We start from the raw sequence: 14,536 nt of genomic DNA, 5'->3' as shown, positions 1-14,536 counted from the left end.
TTCAGCTGTCGTCGCCCTGCGTGGCAAAGCGCCATACCGTGCGCGACTCATACGTATCGCCAGGCTTGAGGATCGTCGACGGAAAATCCGCCTGGTTGGGAGAATCCGGAAAGTGCTGAGTTTCCAGTGCGAAACCGCCACGCTTTTCGTAGGCTTCGCCCCCCTTGCCGGTCAGCGTGCCATCGAGAAAATTCCCCGAATAGAATTGAATCCCTGGCTCGGTAGTGGCGATCTCCAGCACGCGGCCACTGTCCGGCGCTACGACGCGGGCAGCCGTTACCAGTTCTCCTGCAGCCGCTTCGTCACGCACTAAAACGAAATTGTGATCGTAGCCCTGGCCGTATTCGAGCTGGGTATTGTCATCGCCTAAGCGTGCCCCGATCGCCGTGGCCTCGCGGAAATCGAACGGCGTACCCGCCACGTCTCGAATCTCCCCCGTCGGAATCAACGTGTCCCCAATCGGGGTAAAAGCATCGGCATTGAGCATCAACCGATGGTCGGTGATCGGCCCGCTGCCTTCGCCCTCGAGATTGAAGTAGCTGTGCTGGGTCAAATTGACCGGCGTCGCCTTGTCGGTGGTGGCGTGATAGTCGATGATCATTTTGTCGTCAGGGGTCAGCGTATACCGCACGCGAGTTTCCAACGTGCCGGGATAGCCTTCCTCGCCATCTTCGCTGGTATAGCGCAACTCGACGCCGACGCCAGTGTCGTTCTCGAAGGAATGCGCCTGCCAAAGTCGCTTATCGAACCCTTTATCGCCCCCGTGGAGATGATTGGGGCCATCGTTGGTTGCCAGCTCGTAGGTCGTGCCATCGAGCGTGAAGCGCCCCTCGGCAATACGATTGCCGTAACGACCGATCAGGGCGCCAAAGTAGGGATTGGATTTACGGTATGCCTCGGAACGATAATCTTCCAGGGAATCGAACCCCAGCACGATGTCGTCGACATTGCCCTGCGCGTCCGGGGTGCTCAGAGAGGTAATGATGCCGCCGTAGGTAATCACCTGCATGTCGATGCCATTGCCGTTGCTTAGGTGATACGCCTCGACCTCACGGCCATCGGGAAGTTGGCCGAAACTCTGTTTTTCGACGGAAAGAGTCTGTGTAGTCATCTCGTCTGCCTGTGCCGCACTTAATGCCAAGCATGTCATTCCCATGCCCAACGCCAATCGCGGAATCGTCTGAAATCGTGTCATCCTCGGCCCCTCGATAACGCATCTCAGCGCCACCCAATGCGACGCTTCACCATTTCACGCTAGCCGGGCCGATCCTCCCTCACCAATAACCGAGTGACGACATCCTCATGTCCTAATGGATATCGCCACAACGCAGGCCACGCTATTGGCAGCGCTCTCGCTACCGGCCGCGGCGCCCCATGCTAGACCAACGTCGATTCATCGTTTGTTCCTCTGTTGACACACTACTGCAAATGCACTGCCTTGAAGCGCGCGAGCGTCTCGTGCTGCGCATCCAACAGTGTCAAATGCTCGCCCGTGACGCGCCATTCGTCGGTAGCGTTCAACACATCGAGAAAGCGCTGCTCGGTGTGGACGCCCTGCTCACATGCCATACGTGTAGTGGCCAGAGATGAAAAATACAGCCTGTCTTCCTCTACACGATAATTGCCCATCATGCGATTGCATCCCGTCGATCCCATGACGCGAGCCGGATCGGCATGCAAGACGAAATGCGGCTCACGCTGATTGGCAACGACCTCGACCGGCGCGCCCTCCAGCTCCGTCAGCTTCCAATACGTGTTCACCAGAGGCTCGTCCGGTCGTGCGGAGTCGGGTTCTTTCTGCATGGCGCAACCGGCAATGACGATAACGGCGAGCAACACACTCAAGCCAGCAACTACTCGTTTCATGCAATATCCTTAAATGAAGAGCATCATCGACAGACTATCAGACTGTCACCCTGAAACGTCCCTTGCGTACGGCCACCATCATGCCCATCTCATGAATACGTGCACACACATCCGAGTGTGCAACATCCAACGTGCCTGTCATCACAGCGGGAGACATCATGGAATCACGCTACTTCACCATTCATTCCCATCCGCAAGGCCTGCCGTCTCGGGATTTTTTCACTTTGGAATCCCAAGAACTGCCCGAGCTTGCGGCAGGCGAGGTTCGCTTGAGAAACCTCTGGTTGTCGGTCGATCCCTACATGCGCGGGCGAATGGACGGCGTAACGACTTACGTACCGCCTTTCACCTTGGGCGAGCCGCTCGAAGGCGCCGCCATCGGCGAGGTGCTCGAATCGCGCGACGAACGCTTCACCCCCGGAGACCGCGTCGTGCACATGGGCGGCTGGCGCGATATCGCCCAGGTCCCCGGCGATAGCTTGCAGGCATTGCCCGATCTCGACGTGCCACCACAAGCCTTTCTCGGCGTGCTCGGCATGCCGGGCATGACCGCCTGGACGGGGCTCAACCGCATTGCCCAGCTCAAGGAAGGCGAGCGCGTGCTGGTCAGCGCAGCGAGCGGTGCCGTCGGCTCCCTGGCCGTGCAATTGGCCAAGGCCAAGGGCTGTCATGTCGTGGGTATCGCCGGCGCACCAGAAAAACTCGAATGGCTGGAATCGCTCGGCGTGAGCGCGGTCACCTATCGCGGCAAAGACGCGCAACAGCTCAGCGCCGACCTCAAGGCTGCCAGCCCCGATGGGTTCGATGTCTACTACGAAAACGTCGGCGGCGATTGTCTCGAAGCCGCGCTAGACAACATTCGCGTCGGAGCGCGTATCGCGGTATGTGGCTTGATCGACAGCTATAACGCGGAAACGCCCACGCCCGGCCCCAGCAATCTGTCCCGGTTGCTGATCCGTCGCGCACGGATGGAAGGCTTCATCATCCTCGACGCCGAAAACTGGGAACACTACCCCGAGTTCCTGCAAGAGATCGGCCCGCTCGTAGCGCGTGGCGAGATCGACTATCGGGAAACCGTCGAGGAAGGCCTCGAACGCACACCCGACGCGTTCCTCAAGCTCTTCGAAGGCGGCAACACCGGCAAGATGCTGGTCCGGCTGTAAAACGCCGTCGGCTAGGTGCCGAGCGTCTCGGCGATCCGCTCGCCGAGACGCCGCCCGTTCTCCAAGCAATCTCCCACCGCGATACCATCGCGCCAGTTGCCAATGAGCGAGAGGCCTGGATGACGCTCGAGTGCCGTTTCGAGGGCGGCGATACGCTCAAAATGCCCCAGCTCGTACTGAGGAATCGCCTGTGGCCAGCGGCTTACGCTCTGCCACACCGGCTCGCCGCTGATACCCAGTAGGTCACGAAGATCGGCGACGACCTGCGCCACCTGAGCGTCATCATCGCTTTCGGCAGCTTCAGGCTGGCGACGGCCACCGAGAAACGCGGTGAGCAATACATGCTCGGAAGGCGCGCGCCCGGGAAATAGCGTCGAAGAAAATAGCGCGCCCAGGGTCTGGCGATGCTCGACACCGGGAATCAGCATGCCGAAACCATCCAGCGGATGGGCGATATCGGCACGACGAAACCCTACTGACACGGCGTTGACCGGCGGATAGGCGATCGCCTCCAGTGGCGCGGCCATGTCCTGGTCGAGCGGTGCCAGTAGCGCGGCGGCCGTGGGCGCCGGGACCGCCAGCACCAGCTCTCGCGCACGAAAACCCTGCCCCGAGGCCGTCTCCACACGCCAGTATTCACCCTCGCGATACACGGCACTAACCTCACACTCGCAGTGGATCGCCGCGCTGGACTGAGCGGTGATGTCCTCGGCCAAACGCTCGGCGAGGCGTTGCAGACCAGAGGGAAAGCTCACCAACTGGCCACGCCACTCGCGCGGCAAGGCGGGTGCCGCACGGCGCGCTTGGCGCAGCCGCACCAACCCCCCGCGAACCAGTGAGCCATACTCGCGCTCCAACGCCACCAGCCGGGGCATCGCCGCCTGCGCCGAGAGCCGCTCGGGATCACCGGCGTAAACACCGGAAACGAAAGGATCGACCAGATGATCGAGCGCGCGACGCCCCAAGCGACGCGTGACGAAATCGGCCAGACTTTCCTCGGCCTGCGGTGCACGCCGTTGAAACGGTTCGCGCAGCAACGCGCCCACGCCTCGCGGACCGATCAGCGAATTGATCGGCGCCTTGAGCCAATGGGACGGCAGCGCCACCGGTGCGCCTCGATAGGCAATGTAACGCCGCCGCGCAGTCGGATTGGCAGGCTGCGCCTCGTCGAGCAGGCCGAGCTCATCGAGCAACGCATGCAGCGGCGGTTTCATCATCAGGGTGTTGGGGCCGAGCTCGATCTGCCAGTCGCCGTCGCGGCGGGTACGCAGATTACCGCCGACCTGTGGCGTGCGTTCAAGCAAGGTGACGTTTAGCCCTCGCCTGGCCGCCGCGCGTGCGGCCGTCAAGCCGCTGGCGCCACCGCCGACGACCACCACGTCGCGCATCTCAAGAGCCGAAGCGTCGGATTGTGCTTCACACTGCATGACATCTCCCGTGACAAATTACACCGTCGCATGCCATTCGATCAGGCGCGCAGGACGAATTCAGATGCCCAGCATAGCGGGCAATGTCATCGCCGCGCGCTTTCACGAGCGCGACGCATCGACGCAGGTGCTGCGCTGTTCGTCTTCTTCGCTGCGGGAGATGATCGAAGCACCGACCATATCTCCGGTGACGTTGAGCGCCGTGCAGCCCATGCCCACCAGGGCATCGATGGCGGTCAGCAACGCCACCGTCTCGATGGGCAATCCTACCTGAGAGAACACCGTGGCGATCATGATGATGCCGGCGCCCGGCACGCCCGCCGTGCCGATGGACACCAGCGTGCCGATCAGCACGATCTCCAGCATGCTGATGAAGTCTAGCGGCGCGCCGATCACATTGGCCGCGAACACCGCAGAAATCGCGATGCGAATCGCCGCACCATCCATGTTGATGGTCGCCCCCAGCGGCAGACTGAAGCCGTAAGTGCTCCGCGACAGCCCCATGCGGCGCGCGGCATCCAACGTCAGTGGCAACGTCCCGGAACTACTCTGGGTGGCGAAGGCGGTCGCCATCGGCGTGCGGGCCTCGCGGAAAAAATGCCGCAGTTTGACTCCGAAGGCCCCCATCAAGGCGCAATAGAGCAGCAAATGCACACCAAGTGCGATATAAAGCACTAGCACCATGTCGCCCAGCGACAGCAATGTTTCCATCCCCTGCTCAGCCACCGTGCCGGCAACGATGGCAAACACGCCGATCGGCACGTAATGCAAAACGCCCGACATCACCTTGAGCGTGAGTTCGTTGAGCGCCTCGATAATACGGTACAGTTGCTCGGCCAGCGCTCCATGCGATTCGGACGTCCGCAGCTTCAACAGGGCGATGCCGAAGACAATGGCGGTAAAGATGATACCCAGCAAGTTCAACTCGGCGAACGCCCCAATGATGTTATCCGGCACCACGCCAAGCAGTACCTGGGCAATACCGGGGTTCTCCGGCACCGACACCTCGGCACTGCTATCCAGCGTCATCCCGCTACCCGGGGAAAACAGCGAAGCCACCGTCAACCCCACGGCGATCGCCAGCGCCGAGGTGCCGATATAGTAGACGAACACTTTGCGTCCGACGCGCCCCATGCTGCCGGCGCTGGCTTGGTTGATGCCCACCATCAGCGTGAACAGCACGATGGGCACGATCAGAAACCTCAACAGCCTCAGTAGCAAATCACCGAATGGCGCCAGCCAATCCGCGACATCCTGGCCACCCACTAGGCCCACGGCGACGCCAAGCACCAGCGCAATCGTGACCCTCAGGATCAATGAGCTCTTCGTATAGGCCTGCCACATTGCTTTCACCGCTCCCGCTCCTCCTTGTTTGGCCGACACCGCGTTTCGCCTCATGTTAGGCAAAATACCCGACATGGAGGCTGCGGCGGCGCTACATTACCATTATGCTGGTCGCATCGATTCAGCAACAGGACATCAAAGCGATGAGCGAACGCGCGATCGACTGCTGGTTAACGGACATGGATGGCGTACTGATCGGCGAAGATCGGGCCCTACCCGGCGCGGTCGAGCTAATCGACCAATGGCGCGCCAATGGCACGCCCTTTCTTGTACTCACCAATAACTCCATCTACACGCCGCGCGACCTCAGCGCCCGGCTGACACGCCTAGGCATCGATGTCCCCGAAGACCGGCTGTGGACATCCGCCCTGGCGACTGCCGCTTTCTTGCGCGACCAAGCCCCTGGCGGTTCGGCCTTCGTGATCGGCGAAGCCGGCCTGACCACCGCCCTTCACGAAGCTGGGTTCGTGATGACCGATATCGCGCCCGACTTCGTCGTGCTCGGTGAAACCCGCAGCTATTCGTTCGAAGCGATCACCCGCGCGATTCGTTTGATCAACGGCGGTGCACGTTTCATCGCCACCAACCCCGATGTCACCGGCCCCAGTCCCGAAGGGCCGTTGCCCGCTACAGGCGCGGTCGCGGCTTTGATCACCGCCGCCACCAAGCGCGAACCTTATTACGTCGGCAAGCCCAACCCGATGATGTTTCGCTCGGCCATGAACAAACTCGGCACGCATTCCGAGCGCACCGGCATGATCGGCGACCGAATGGATACCGACGTCATCGCCGGCATCGAGGCCGGTCTGCACACGGTGCTGGTAATGACCGGCATCGCCACGCGGGAGGAAATCGAGCGCTACCCCTTCCGCCCCCGCGAAGTGCTCAACTCGGTCGCGGAACTGCTGGAGAAGTAGCGCTCGTTGACGGCGCGAGCGTTATGCCTAAGCTCTTCTGAAAAGTCGGCGAGCGATAGCCAGACAAGGCAAAAATTGGCGAAAAAACGGAGTTTACGAGGTGTAAATGAGTATTTTGAGCCAATTTTTAACGCCGTATGGCTGAGCGCAGACACTTGTCAGGCAGAGCTTAACGCTTGTCCTCGGTCCGAGTCTCGAAATCACTGGCATCGTGGCGCTCGTGGAGCTGGAGTTCCGGCTCCCCGAAGGTGCGATTGACCATCCGCCCACGCAGCACCGCCGGGCGTGCGTCGATTTCCTCGGCCCAGCGCACGACATGGGTGTATTCCTGCACTTGCAGGAACTCGGCAGCATCGTAGAGACGCCCCAGCACCAACTGCCCGTACCACGCCCAGGTGGCGATATCGGCGATGCTGTATGCGTCGCCGGCCAGATAGCGGTTCTCCGCCAGGTGCCGGTTCAACACATCGAGCTGACGCTTGGTCTCCATGGCATAGCGGTCGATGGCGTACTCGAGCTTGACCGGCGCATAGCTGTAGAAATGCCCGAAACCGCCGCCGAGGAACGGCGCACTGCCCATCTGCCAGAACAGCCAGTTGAGCGCCTCGGTGCGCGCCACATGCTCCTTGGGCAGGAACTCCCCGAACTTCTCGGCGAGATACAGAAGAATCGAGCCCGATTCGAAGACACGCGTCGGCGTATCGGTGCTGTGGTCCATCAGCGCCGGTATCTTCGAATTGGGATTGGCCTCGACGAAGCCACTGCCGAACTGATCGCCCTCTCCGATGTTAATCAACCACGCATCGTATTCGGCGCCCTGATGGCCCAGCGCCAGCAGCTCCTCGAACATGATCCCTGCCTTGACGCCATTGGGCGTGGCCAGCGAATAAAGCTGGAACGGATGCTCGCCCACCGGCAGGTCTTTCTCATGGGTCGGCCCCGCAATCGGGCGGTTGATGCTAGCGAACTTGCCACCGCTTTCACTCTTCCAGATCCAAACACGGGGTGGGGTGTACTCGGTCTCTTGGCTCATGAAGCCTCCTGGTCTGTGCGTCGGATCACGCCTCGCCAAGCGGCGGGACGTATCCAGTCGCCTGAAAAGGTAGTCTGATAATCATTGGGACGCGAGGTGGGTGGTTCAAGCTGGCCGGCGAACTCATGTGTCCGCCGGCCAAAAGAACAAGACGCTTTTACAAGCGCTCGATCGCCACGGCCAACGCGGGCGCCAGCGGTAGACGCGGCAGCAAGGTGGCTTGGTAGGCGTGATAAAGGTCGGGTTTGACGTCGCCTTCGGCCGGGTCGGTAGCGAGACGATGATCCAGTTCCTGATACCAACCGCCACGCGTCCGGTCGATGAAGGTGGTGTCGATGAAGTCCCACACATGGCGATACCAATGCTCGTAGTGCGCCTCGCCGGTGCACTGCAGGAAGGCCCCAGCCGCTGCCAACGCTTCAGCATGCGTCCAGTGGCGGCGCCGCCTGGAGCTGGGCTGGCCCTGCCAATCCACGGTGTATACCAACCCAGGCGCACCGTCACTGGCCCAGCCGTCACGCAGGCTGGCCTCGAACAGCGCAGCGGCATCCGCAAACAGCCAGGTGGGCGCATCACGCCCACGCGCCTCTAACGCCGCCTCCAGATGCAACATCAGGCGCGACCATTCGAAACCGTGTCCGGGCGTGGCGCCATACGGATAGAAGTCGTGATGCGGCTGCTCGACGTTGTAGTCCGGCCACTCGGCCCAGTCGCCGTGAAAATGCTCGAGAATGCGATGGTCGCGCGGCGCCGCGTGTCGATGTATCAACCGCTCGACGATGGCCAACGCCCGATCCAGCCAATGTGGCTCATCGCGTACATCGGCCAATGCCAGGCACAACTCCACGCCATGCATGTTGCTGTTGCCGCCACGATAATCCGCCAACTCGCGCCAGCCTTGTGCATAACTCTCGACGAAGGCTTGCTCGTCCTCCGACCAGAAGCGCGTCTCGATGACCTCGACCACCTCGTCGAGCAGCGCCGCTGAGCCGGGGATGCCCGACTGACGAGCCGTGGCGGCGCCCAGGGCGACGAAATGATGCAGGTAACACTGCTTGGTACGGTCCGCCGTCATGGCGGGGTCGCCCGCCAGCCAACCGCCATCTTTTTCATCGCGCAGCAAACCGCTCAAGGCGCGTATGGCATGCTCGGCCAACGACGCTGCACCGGGCACACCCTGCATCGCCGCCAACCCGTAACTGTGCGCCATGCGACCGGTGATCATGGTGTCCGCACCCGCACCCTCGGGAATTCGCCCATCGCCATCCAGCGGCGCGAACCCACCGCTCGGCAGCCGTGCCTGACGGTGGAACTCGAGCAGTCTCAGTCCTTCCCGGGTCAGCCAGTGGTGATGCGTTTCGGCGTCCAGCCAGCGCCGTGCCGGTGAATGCGTATTATCTGCCATGCCTTGCGCGCCTCGAGTGACGAAAACGTTGGCTTTCATTAGCCATTGACGACGGTACCACCATTGGGATGAATCGTCTGGCCGCTGATGAAGGAAGCATCGAGACTCGCCAGGAAGACGAATACCGGTCCGAGTTCGCTGGGTTGCCCGGCACGCCCCATCGGGGTTTCCTCACCGAAGCCTTCCAGCCATTGCGGGTCATGGGCGCCCAGTGTCGCCGGCTGCAACGGCGTCCACACCGGCCCGGGCGCCACGGCGTTGACGCGAATGCCGCGCCCCACCACCTGGTTCGAGAGGCTGCGCGTGAAGCTGACGATGGCCCCCTTGGTGGCCGAGTAGTCGACCAGGAAGTCCGGCCCGATATAGGCATTGACCGAGGCATTGTTGATGATGGCATCGTCCTCGCCCAGGTGCGGCAGCGCTGCCTTGGCGAGATAGAACTGACTGTGCATGTTGGTCTCGAACACCGAGCGCCATTGCTCGTCGGAAAGCTCGGTCAGGTCCTGGCACACCCACTGGGTACCGGCATTGTTGACCAAGATGTTGAGCCCTCCGTAGACCTGCACCGTCTCGTCGATGCAGCGACGGCAGAACTCGGCCTCCGCCAGGTCGCCCTCGATCAGATGACAGCGACGCCCTTCGGCTTCCACCAAGCGCTGCGTCTCGGCGGCATCCTCGCGCTCGCTCAGGTAGACCACCGCTACATCGGCGCCCTCGCGCGCGAAGTGGATCGCCACCGAGCGACCGATGCCGCTGTCGCCGCCGGTGATCAAGGCGATCTTGCCTTCCAGCTTCGACGCCCCCCGGTAGCCGGGACGGATCATCTCGGCCGGCGGGTCCATCTCGGCTTCGCTACCCGGCAGTGTCTGGGACTGTGCGTGAATCGCGACCTTGCGAACCATGCTCACCTCCATGTGGTGTGTAAGACGTCCTTGTACGGCAAAACGTGTTTAGCCCTCTAAACGTAGATCCTGGTATAAGCCAGAACAAGCAAGCACTTATTCACGCCGCGTCATCGCTCGCTGGTACTCGTCTCGCCATGCCTGAGCATGCAAGGAGCTATCGGCGGGAAACCGCTCCAGTTCGACGGCTAACTCGAAGAAGCCACGTGCCGGCATGTGCGGCGCACGGCGGCTAACCACCAGCGCGGCGATGAAGGAACGTCCTTGAGCGGCGTCTTCACGCATCAAAATCTCCAACGCCTGGGCGACACGCTGGATGGTACGCGGTGGCTGCAAGCCGAGCGCGTCGGCGACGTCCTGGTAGGTCATGGGGAGCTTCTCTCGCGGCGCCGCTTCAAGCGTTTCGCGCACGGTGGCTGCCAGTGGTAACGGACTATCGGACATGGTCTCGCTCAGGTGCTCGGGTCAAACAGTTTCACTTCGCGAATATCGACTCGCTCCCATACGCGACCGGTCATGTAGGGTTCTATCTCAAGCCATGCTTCCAACGCCTGGCGGTCGGCGAACTGGAAGTGCGCGCTAGAGCCAACCATCTTGCCGTTGTCATCCAGGATCGCCCCGCCACTCAGGAAACATCCCTCTTGGGCAAGCGCGCGCACGCCCGCCAAATGCGCCTCGCGGTTGGCCAGGCGGCGATCCAACGCCTCGGCATCAGTGTAATCGTAGGCCACTACGGCATATTGCGGCATGATGTTCTCTCGTCTCAGAAATATCGAATCGGGGCGTTGCCACCATGGTCTGAATCATGCGCGAGGCCAGGCCGTGGTACAACGGTCGTTAGCGGATTAACGCTGTCACTCCGATCCTTCAACCAGTCCAAAACGCTTATGCACAACAACTCAAACCGTACGACCTCCTTCTCCCGTCAACTGCTATGCACGGCATGAGCGATACCCGCCTTTTTCGCTCGCTACGTTTTTACAATTACCGCGTATGGGCCATCGGCGCCCTGGTCTCCAATATCGGCACTTGGATGCAGCGCATCGCTCAGGACTGGTTGGTACTAACCGTGCTCACCGACCACGATGCCAGCGCCGTGGGCATTACCATCGCCTTACAGTTCGGCCCACAGTTGCTGCTGCTTCCGCTGACCGGCTACGCCGCCGACCATTTCGACCGCCGCCGGCTAATCCTTCTCACTCAGGCATTGCTGGGGCTATTGGCAGTAGGGCTGGGACTGGTCACCCTCACCGGCGTGGTGACACTTTGGCAGGTTTACCTCTTCGCTTTGGGGCTCGGCTGCGTCACGGCCTTCGATGCCCCCGCACGACAGACCTTCGTCAACGATCTGGTCGGCGAAAAGTATCTCTCCAACGCAGTGGCCCTCAACTCGACCTCCTTCAACGCTGCACGGATGATCGGCCCTGCCGTTGCCGGGTTGTTGATCGCTGCCTTCGGCAGCGGTTGGGTCTTCATGATCAACGCAGCGTCTTTCGCCGCCGTGCTCGGGTCGCTATGTTTACTGCGGCTAGATGAACTGCTCCCCGTCGCCCGGCCAAGGCATAACACTGGCGGACTGACGGAAGGTTTCCGTTATGTCTGGCAGCGCCCCGAGTTGAAAGCCATTTTGCTGATGCTCTTCATGATCGGCACCTTCGGCTTCAACTTCGCGGTCTATATTTCCACCATGTCGGTACGCGCCTTTCATGGCGAGGCGGGGCAGTACGGGTTCCTAACCTCATCCTTAGCCGTCGGCTCGGTCACGGGTGCGCTATTGGCAGCCAAGCGCGAGCGCCCACACATGCGGCTACTGTGCTTCTCTACTCTGGGATTCGGTGTCTGCTGCGGCCTGGCAGCTCTTGCCCCCAACGCATACCTCTTCGCCTCCGCCCTGATGCTGACGGGCTTGGCCGCGCTGACCTTCATGACCGCGTCCAACGCACTGATTCAGCTCTCGACGGAACCGATGATGCGTGGCCGAGTAATGGCGTTGCGCATGGCGATCACCATGGGTGGCACGCCGCTTGGCGCCCCCATCGTCGGCTGGCTCGCCGACCACGCTGGGCCACGCTGGGCGATGAGCGTCGGCGCCAGTGCCGGCGTCATCGCCGCCCTGATCGGGGCTATCATGCTGATCCAACAGCGCCGACAGCGCTTATATCTTCAACCGCAAGAGACCTATCGCCAACACGAGCCGTAATACGGGTTGATCTAATTAGTGACTACGAGATCGCCAATCGAGCCCCATTTGCCAGAAGTCGATCTCAAGACGGGTTGCATCTCGAAAAATACCCACGAGTTCTTCAAAGCGCTGCTCGGTCACACCGGCCAGTCGTTCGTCTAGCCATTCGATTTCACTGTGCATGGCGCTTTGGAATGCATCGCTTTCATACATCGCGATCCAGGCATCGTAGGGGTTATCGGCGCGTACCGTCGTGGACTCGCTGTTTAGCATATTGGCGATTTCGCCGTAGCCCACCAGACACGGGGCAAGCGCCACGTGCATATCGAGTAAATCGCCCCGATTGCCGGCATCGAGCACATAGCGCGTGTAGGCCATGGTGGCCCGGTCTTCTGGTAATCGAGCCAAGTCATGGTCACTGATGCCCCATTGCCGGCAGTAGTCGACATGCAGCGTCAGCTCGGTATCGACGATGGCCTTGAGACCATCAAAGGCTTGGCGCAGATCCGCCATGTTGCGGCTTTTATAGATCGCCAGCGCATACGCCCGCGCGAAATGCTGAATAAACAGATAGTCCTGCTGAAGATAATAGCGAAAAGCATCCGACTCGAGCGTACCGGCGCCCAATCGGCGCACGAACTCGTGCTGGATGTACGCCTGCCAATCGGCCGCACACGTATTTTTTAGATCGTCGAAACTGTAGGCCATGATCGTCTCCGGTCGTTGGCAAGTAGGATCCGGAGGCAGGCCACAGGGGACAGGCAGATGTGTTGCCACAGGCCCGCTTGATTCCCTACGCCAGTACCCGCCTGCACGCGCAGGCATTCGCCGGATCAGGTTCAACGGGTTAATGCGCTAGCCCGACTCACGGACTTGCATCTCTCAGCCGGTCGCCCGGCACCCCGTCAAGCATTATCGATACACTAAACGACTGAGGTTTTGCTTTTCAACAAACATGCGGCCGAATGCTTGCTATGTACAAAACTGAGCGATCACTAAATTGTAGTTATACCTTCGGCCCGCATCGCGCTTTCCACAGCTAGCCGTTTATAAATCGTCGCGATCCATTCGAATAGGCAAAGCATTTCGACACGAACACGTGCGTTCGTCGATATCGTAGAGCAGCAATTGCGGGCACGCCAAGACCTTTAACTTCTGTCATGAAAACTGGTTCATTGACGCTAGCCCGGATTTCTCACAGGGTATAAAAGAAAGCGGCTGAAAGTGCTATGATTTCAAGAACCTAACCAATCCATCAAGCACCAACAGCCGCTTCCAAAATGGTACCTGAAAAGCTGACCTTCTCGCCACTCTCACGCCGCCAAATTGAAGCCGACTTCTCCGGGGGCCACATTACGTCGGACGCCGGATTACTCCTGCTTCGTGAAGTCGATAAACAGCATCGCCTGACACGCCGCTTGGCCGCCGTGCTTCATGATCCCCGCGCACCGGAACAGGTTCGTCATAAGCTCGACACTTTGGTTCGTCAGCGGGTGTTCGGTGTCGCCGCTGGCTATGAAGATTTCAACGACCATGAGGCCCTGCGCTATGATCAGGCCCTTCAGACAGCGCTCGGTGAAGAGGATACGCTGGCAGGCAAGTCGACGCTGTGCCGGGTGGAGCAGAACGCCGATCGGCAAGCAATAGTGAAGGCCCATGAGTTGCTGTGGCATCACTTCATTGAACAGCATGACGAACCACCAAAGGAGATCGTGCTGGACTTTGATGGCACCGACATCCCCGTGCATGGCGAGCAACCCGGCAAGTTCTTTAACCGTTATTACGATCACCACTGCTACTTCCCACTGTATGTCTTCTGTGGGCGCCACTTACTGGTGAGCTATCTGCGCACCAGTGACCGCAGCGACAGCCGCCATAGCTGGGCGATCCTCGCCTTACTGGTACGCTTTATCCGTCAATACTGGCCCGATACGCGCATCGTGTTACGAGGTGATAGCCACTTTTGTCGTCCCCGGATGCTGAACTGGTGTGATCGGCATCACGTCGACTACATCGTGGGAATCGCCAAGAACAGCCGGCTGCTCAAGGAAGTGGACGTCCCCATGATGCTGGTGCGCAAGACCCAATGGCAGGTGGGAGGGAAAGTAGCGGGGACGTTCCGCTTCCAGTATCAAGCCCACTCCTGGAAATACTCACGCTGGGTGGTGGCCCGCCTAGAAGAAGGCGAGTTAGGCTCTAATCCCCGGTTTATCATCAGTTCCCGTTACGATGATGGCTTCAAGCTTTACTACGAGCAGTACTGTGCCCGGGGTGACATGGAGAACCGGATCAAGGAT

Annotated in this window: 14 protein-coding genes and 1 riboswitch; of the genes, 4 read left to right on the top strand and 10 right to left on the bottom strand. The window is 60.6% G+C overall.

What is annotated here, in order from left to right; genetic code table 11:
• Position 1 precedes the first annotated feature (1 nt).
• Together L1075_RS02130 and L1075_RS02125 are read right to left on the bottom strand one after the other, a co-directional pair.
• A complete protein-coding gene (locus tag L1075_RS02130) occupies positions 2-1,111 on the bottom strand; it encodes an aldose epimerase family protein (RefSeq protein WP_246939540.1) in 1,110 nt (369 codons plus the stop codon).
• Between the two features lie 308 nt (positions 1,112-1,419).
• Positions 1,420-1,866, bottom strand: coding sequence for an META domain-containing protein (locus L1075_RS02125; RefSeq protein WP_040245014.1), 447 nt, complete (start codon positions 1,864-1,866; stop codon positions 1,420-1,422).
• Between the two features lie 158 nt (positions 1,867-2,024).
• Between L1075_RS02125 and L1075_RS02120 the strand changes: the two genes are divergently transcribed.
• The gene (locus tag L1075_RS02120; RefSeq protein ID WP_246939537.1) at positions 2,025-3,029 is read left to right on the top strand and encodes an NADP-dependent oxidoreductase; all 1,005 of its coding nucleotides are present in this window, start codon (positions 2,025-2,027) and stop codon (positions 3,027-3,029) included.
• A gap of 11 nt (positions 3,030-3,040) precedes the next feature.
• Here L1075_RS02120 and hemG read toward each other — a convergent pair whose 3' ends face one another.
• Both hemG and L1075_RS02110 read right to left on the bottom strand, forming a co-directional pair.
• Positions 3,041-4,456: a protoporphyrinogen oxidase gene (hemG, locus tag L1075_RS02115; protein ID WP_246939534.1), complete on the bottom strand. Its 1,416-nt coding sequence runs from the start codon at positions 4,454-4,456 to the stop codon at positions 3,041-3,043.
• Positions 4,457-4,558: 102 nt separating this feature from the next.
• A complete protein-coding gene (locus L1075_RS02110) occupies positions 4,559-5,800 on the bottom strand; it encodes a dicarboxylate/amino acid:cation symporter (RefSeq protein ID WP_246939925.1) in 1,242 nt (413 codons plus the stop codon).
• A 143-nt stretch (positions 5,801-5,943) separates the two neighbouring features.
• Here L1075_RS02110 and L1075_RS02105 point away from each other — a divergent pair, with 143 nt between their 5' ends.
• On the top strand, positions 5,944-6,717 hold the full coding sequence (locus L1075_RS02105; RefSeq protein ID WP_179000268.1) for an HAD-IIA family hydrolase: 774 nt from the start codon (positions 5,944-5,946) through the stop codon (positions 6,715-6,717).
• Positions 6,718-6,886: 169 nt separating this feature from the next.
• On the opposite strand, the gene yghU is transcribed toward L1075_RS02105, so the two are convergent.
• The 5 genes from yghU to L1075_RS02080 form a co-directional block, all read right to left on the bottom strand.
• Positions 6,887-7,750, bottom strand: a complete 864-nt coding sequence (gene yghU / locus L1075_RS02100; RefSeq protein WP_246939532.1) for a glutathione-dependent disulfide-bond oxidoreductase — start codon at positions 7,748-7,750, stop codon at positions 6,887-6,889.
• A 157-nt stretch (positions 7,751-7,907) separates the two neighbouring features.
• Positions 7,908-9,155, bottom strand: coding sequence for an AGE family epimerase/isomerase (locus L1075_RS02095; protein WP_246939530.1), 1,248 nt, complete (start codon positions 9,153-9,155; stop codon positions 7,908-7,910).
• Positions 9,156-9,193: 38 nt separating this feature from the next.
• A complete protein-coding gene (locus L1075_RS02090; RefSeq protein ID WP_040245094.1) occupies positions 9,194-10,057 on the bottom strand; it encodes an SDR family oxidoreductase in 864 nt (287 codons plus the stop codon).
• A gap of 96 nt (positions 10,058-10,153) precedes the next feature.
• Entirely contained in the window at positions 10,154-10,501 is a 348-nt protein-coding gene (locus L1075_RS02085) for a hypothetical protein (RefSeq protein WP_040245023.1), read from the bottom strand.
• Between the two features lie 8 nt (positions 10,502-10,509).
• Positions 10,510-10,806, bottom strand: a complete 297-nt coding sequence (locus L1075_RS02080; protein ID WP_040245025.1) for a YciI family protein — start codon at positions 10,804-10,806, stop codon at positions 10,510-10,512.
• Between the two features lie 194 nt (positions 10,807-11,000).
• Between L1075_RS02080 and L1075_RS02075 the strand changes: the two genes are divergently transcribed.
• A complete protein-coding gene (locus L1075_RS02075) occupies positions 11,001-12,257 on the top strand; it encodes an MFS transporter (RefSeq protein WP_246939528.1) in 1,257 nt (418 codons plus the stop codon).
• Positions 12,258-12,272: 15 nt separating this feature from the next.
• Here L1075_RS02075 and tenA read toward each other — a convergent pair whose 3' ends face one another.
• Complete coding sequence (tenA, locus tag L1075_RS02070; protein ID WP_246939526.1) at positions 12,273-12,947, bottom strand: thiaminase II; 675 nt, start codon at positions 12,945-12,947, stop codon at positions 12,273-12,275.
• 64 nt (positions 12,948-13,011) lie between these two features.
• Positions 13,012-13,154, bottom strand: a riboswitch (TPP riboswitch).
• Between the two features lie 365 nt (positions 13,155-13,519).
• Between tenA and L1075_RS02065 the strand changes: the two genes are divergently transcribed.
• Positions 13,520-14,536: IS1380 family transposase (locus L1075_RS02065; RefSeq protein ID WP_246939524.1), on the top strand; the 1,017-nt coding region annotated here is incomplete at its 3' end.

Origin of the sequence: Chromohalobacter beijerinckii (assembly GCF_023061185.1) — a bacterium.
Lineage (GTDB): Bacteria > Pseudomonadota > Gammaproteobacteria > Pseudomonadales > Halomonadaceae > Chromohalobacter > Chromohalobacter beijerinckii.
Note: the sequence above shows the minus strand (reverse complement) of the source record. Positions and strands in the feature narration are given on the sequence as shown.

Coding starts and splice junctions, on each gene's coding strand:
- hemG (WP_246939534.1), bottom strand. CDS start 4,456: ATGCAGTGTGAAGCACAATCCGACGCTTCGGCTCTTGAGATGCGCGAC.
- L1075_RS02130 (WP_246939540.1), bottom strand. CDS start 1,111: ATGACTACACAGACTCTTTCCGTCGAAAAACAGAGTTTCGGCCAACTT.
- L1075_RS02125 (WP_040245014.1), bottom strand. CDS start 1,866: ATGAAACGAGTAGTTGCTGGCTTGAGTGTGTTGCTCGCCGTTATCGTC.
- L1075_RS02090 (WP_040245094.1), bottom strand. CDS start 10,057: ATGGTTCGCAAGGTCGCGATTCACGCACAGTCCCAGACACTGCCGGGT.
- L1075_RS02120 (WP_246939537.1), top strand. CDS start 2,025: ATGGAATCACGCTACTTCACCATTCATTCCCATCCGCAAGGCCTGCCG.
- L1075_RS02110 (WP_246939925.1), bottom strand. CDS start 5,800: ATGTGGCAGGCCTATACGAAGAGCTCATTGATCCTGAGGGTCACGATT.
- L1075_RS02105 (WP_179000268.1), top strand. CDS start 5,944: ATGAGCGAACGCGCGATCGACTGCTGGTTAACGGACATGGATGGCGTA.
- L1075_RS02095 (WP_246939530.1), bottom strand. CDS start 9,155: ATGGCAGATAATACGCATTCACCGGCACGGCGCTGGCTGGACGCCGAA.
- L1075_RS02085 (WP_040245023.1), bottom strand. CDS start 10,501: ATGTCCGATAGTCCGTTACCACTGGCAGCCACCGTGCGCGAAACGCTT.
- L1075_RS02075 (WP_246939528.1), top strand. CDS start 11,001: ATGAGCGATACCCGCCTTTTTCGCTCGCTACGTTTTTACAATTACCGC.
- L1075_RS02080 (WP_040245025.1), bottom strand. CDS start 10,806: ATGCCGCAATATGCCGTAGTGGCCTACGATTACACTGATGCCGAGGCG.
- tenA (WP_246939526.1), bottom strand. CDS start 12,947: ATGGCCTACAGTTTCGACGATCTAAAAAATACGTGTGCGGCCGATTGG.
- yghU (WP_246939532.1), bottom strand. CDS start 7,750: ATGAGCCAAGAGACCGAGTACACCCCACCCCGTGTTTGGATCTGGAAG.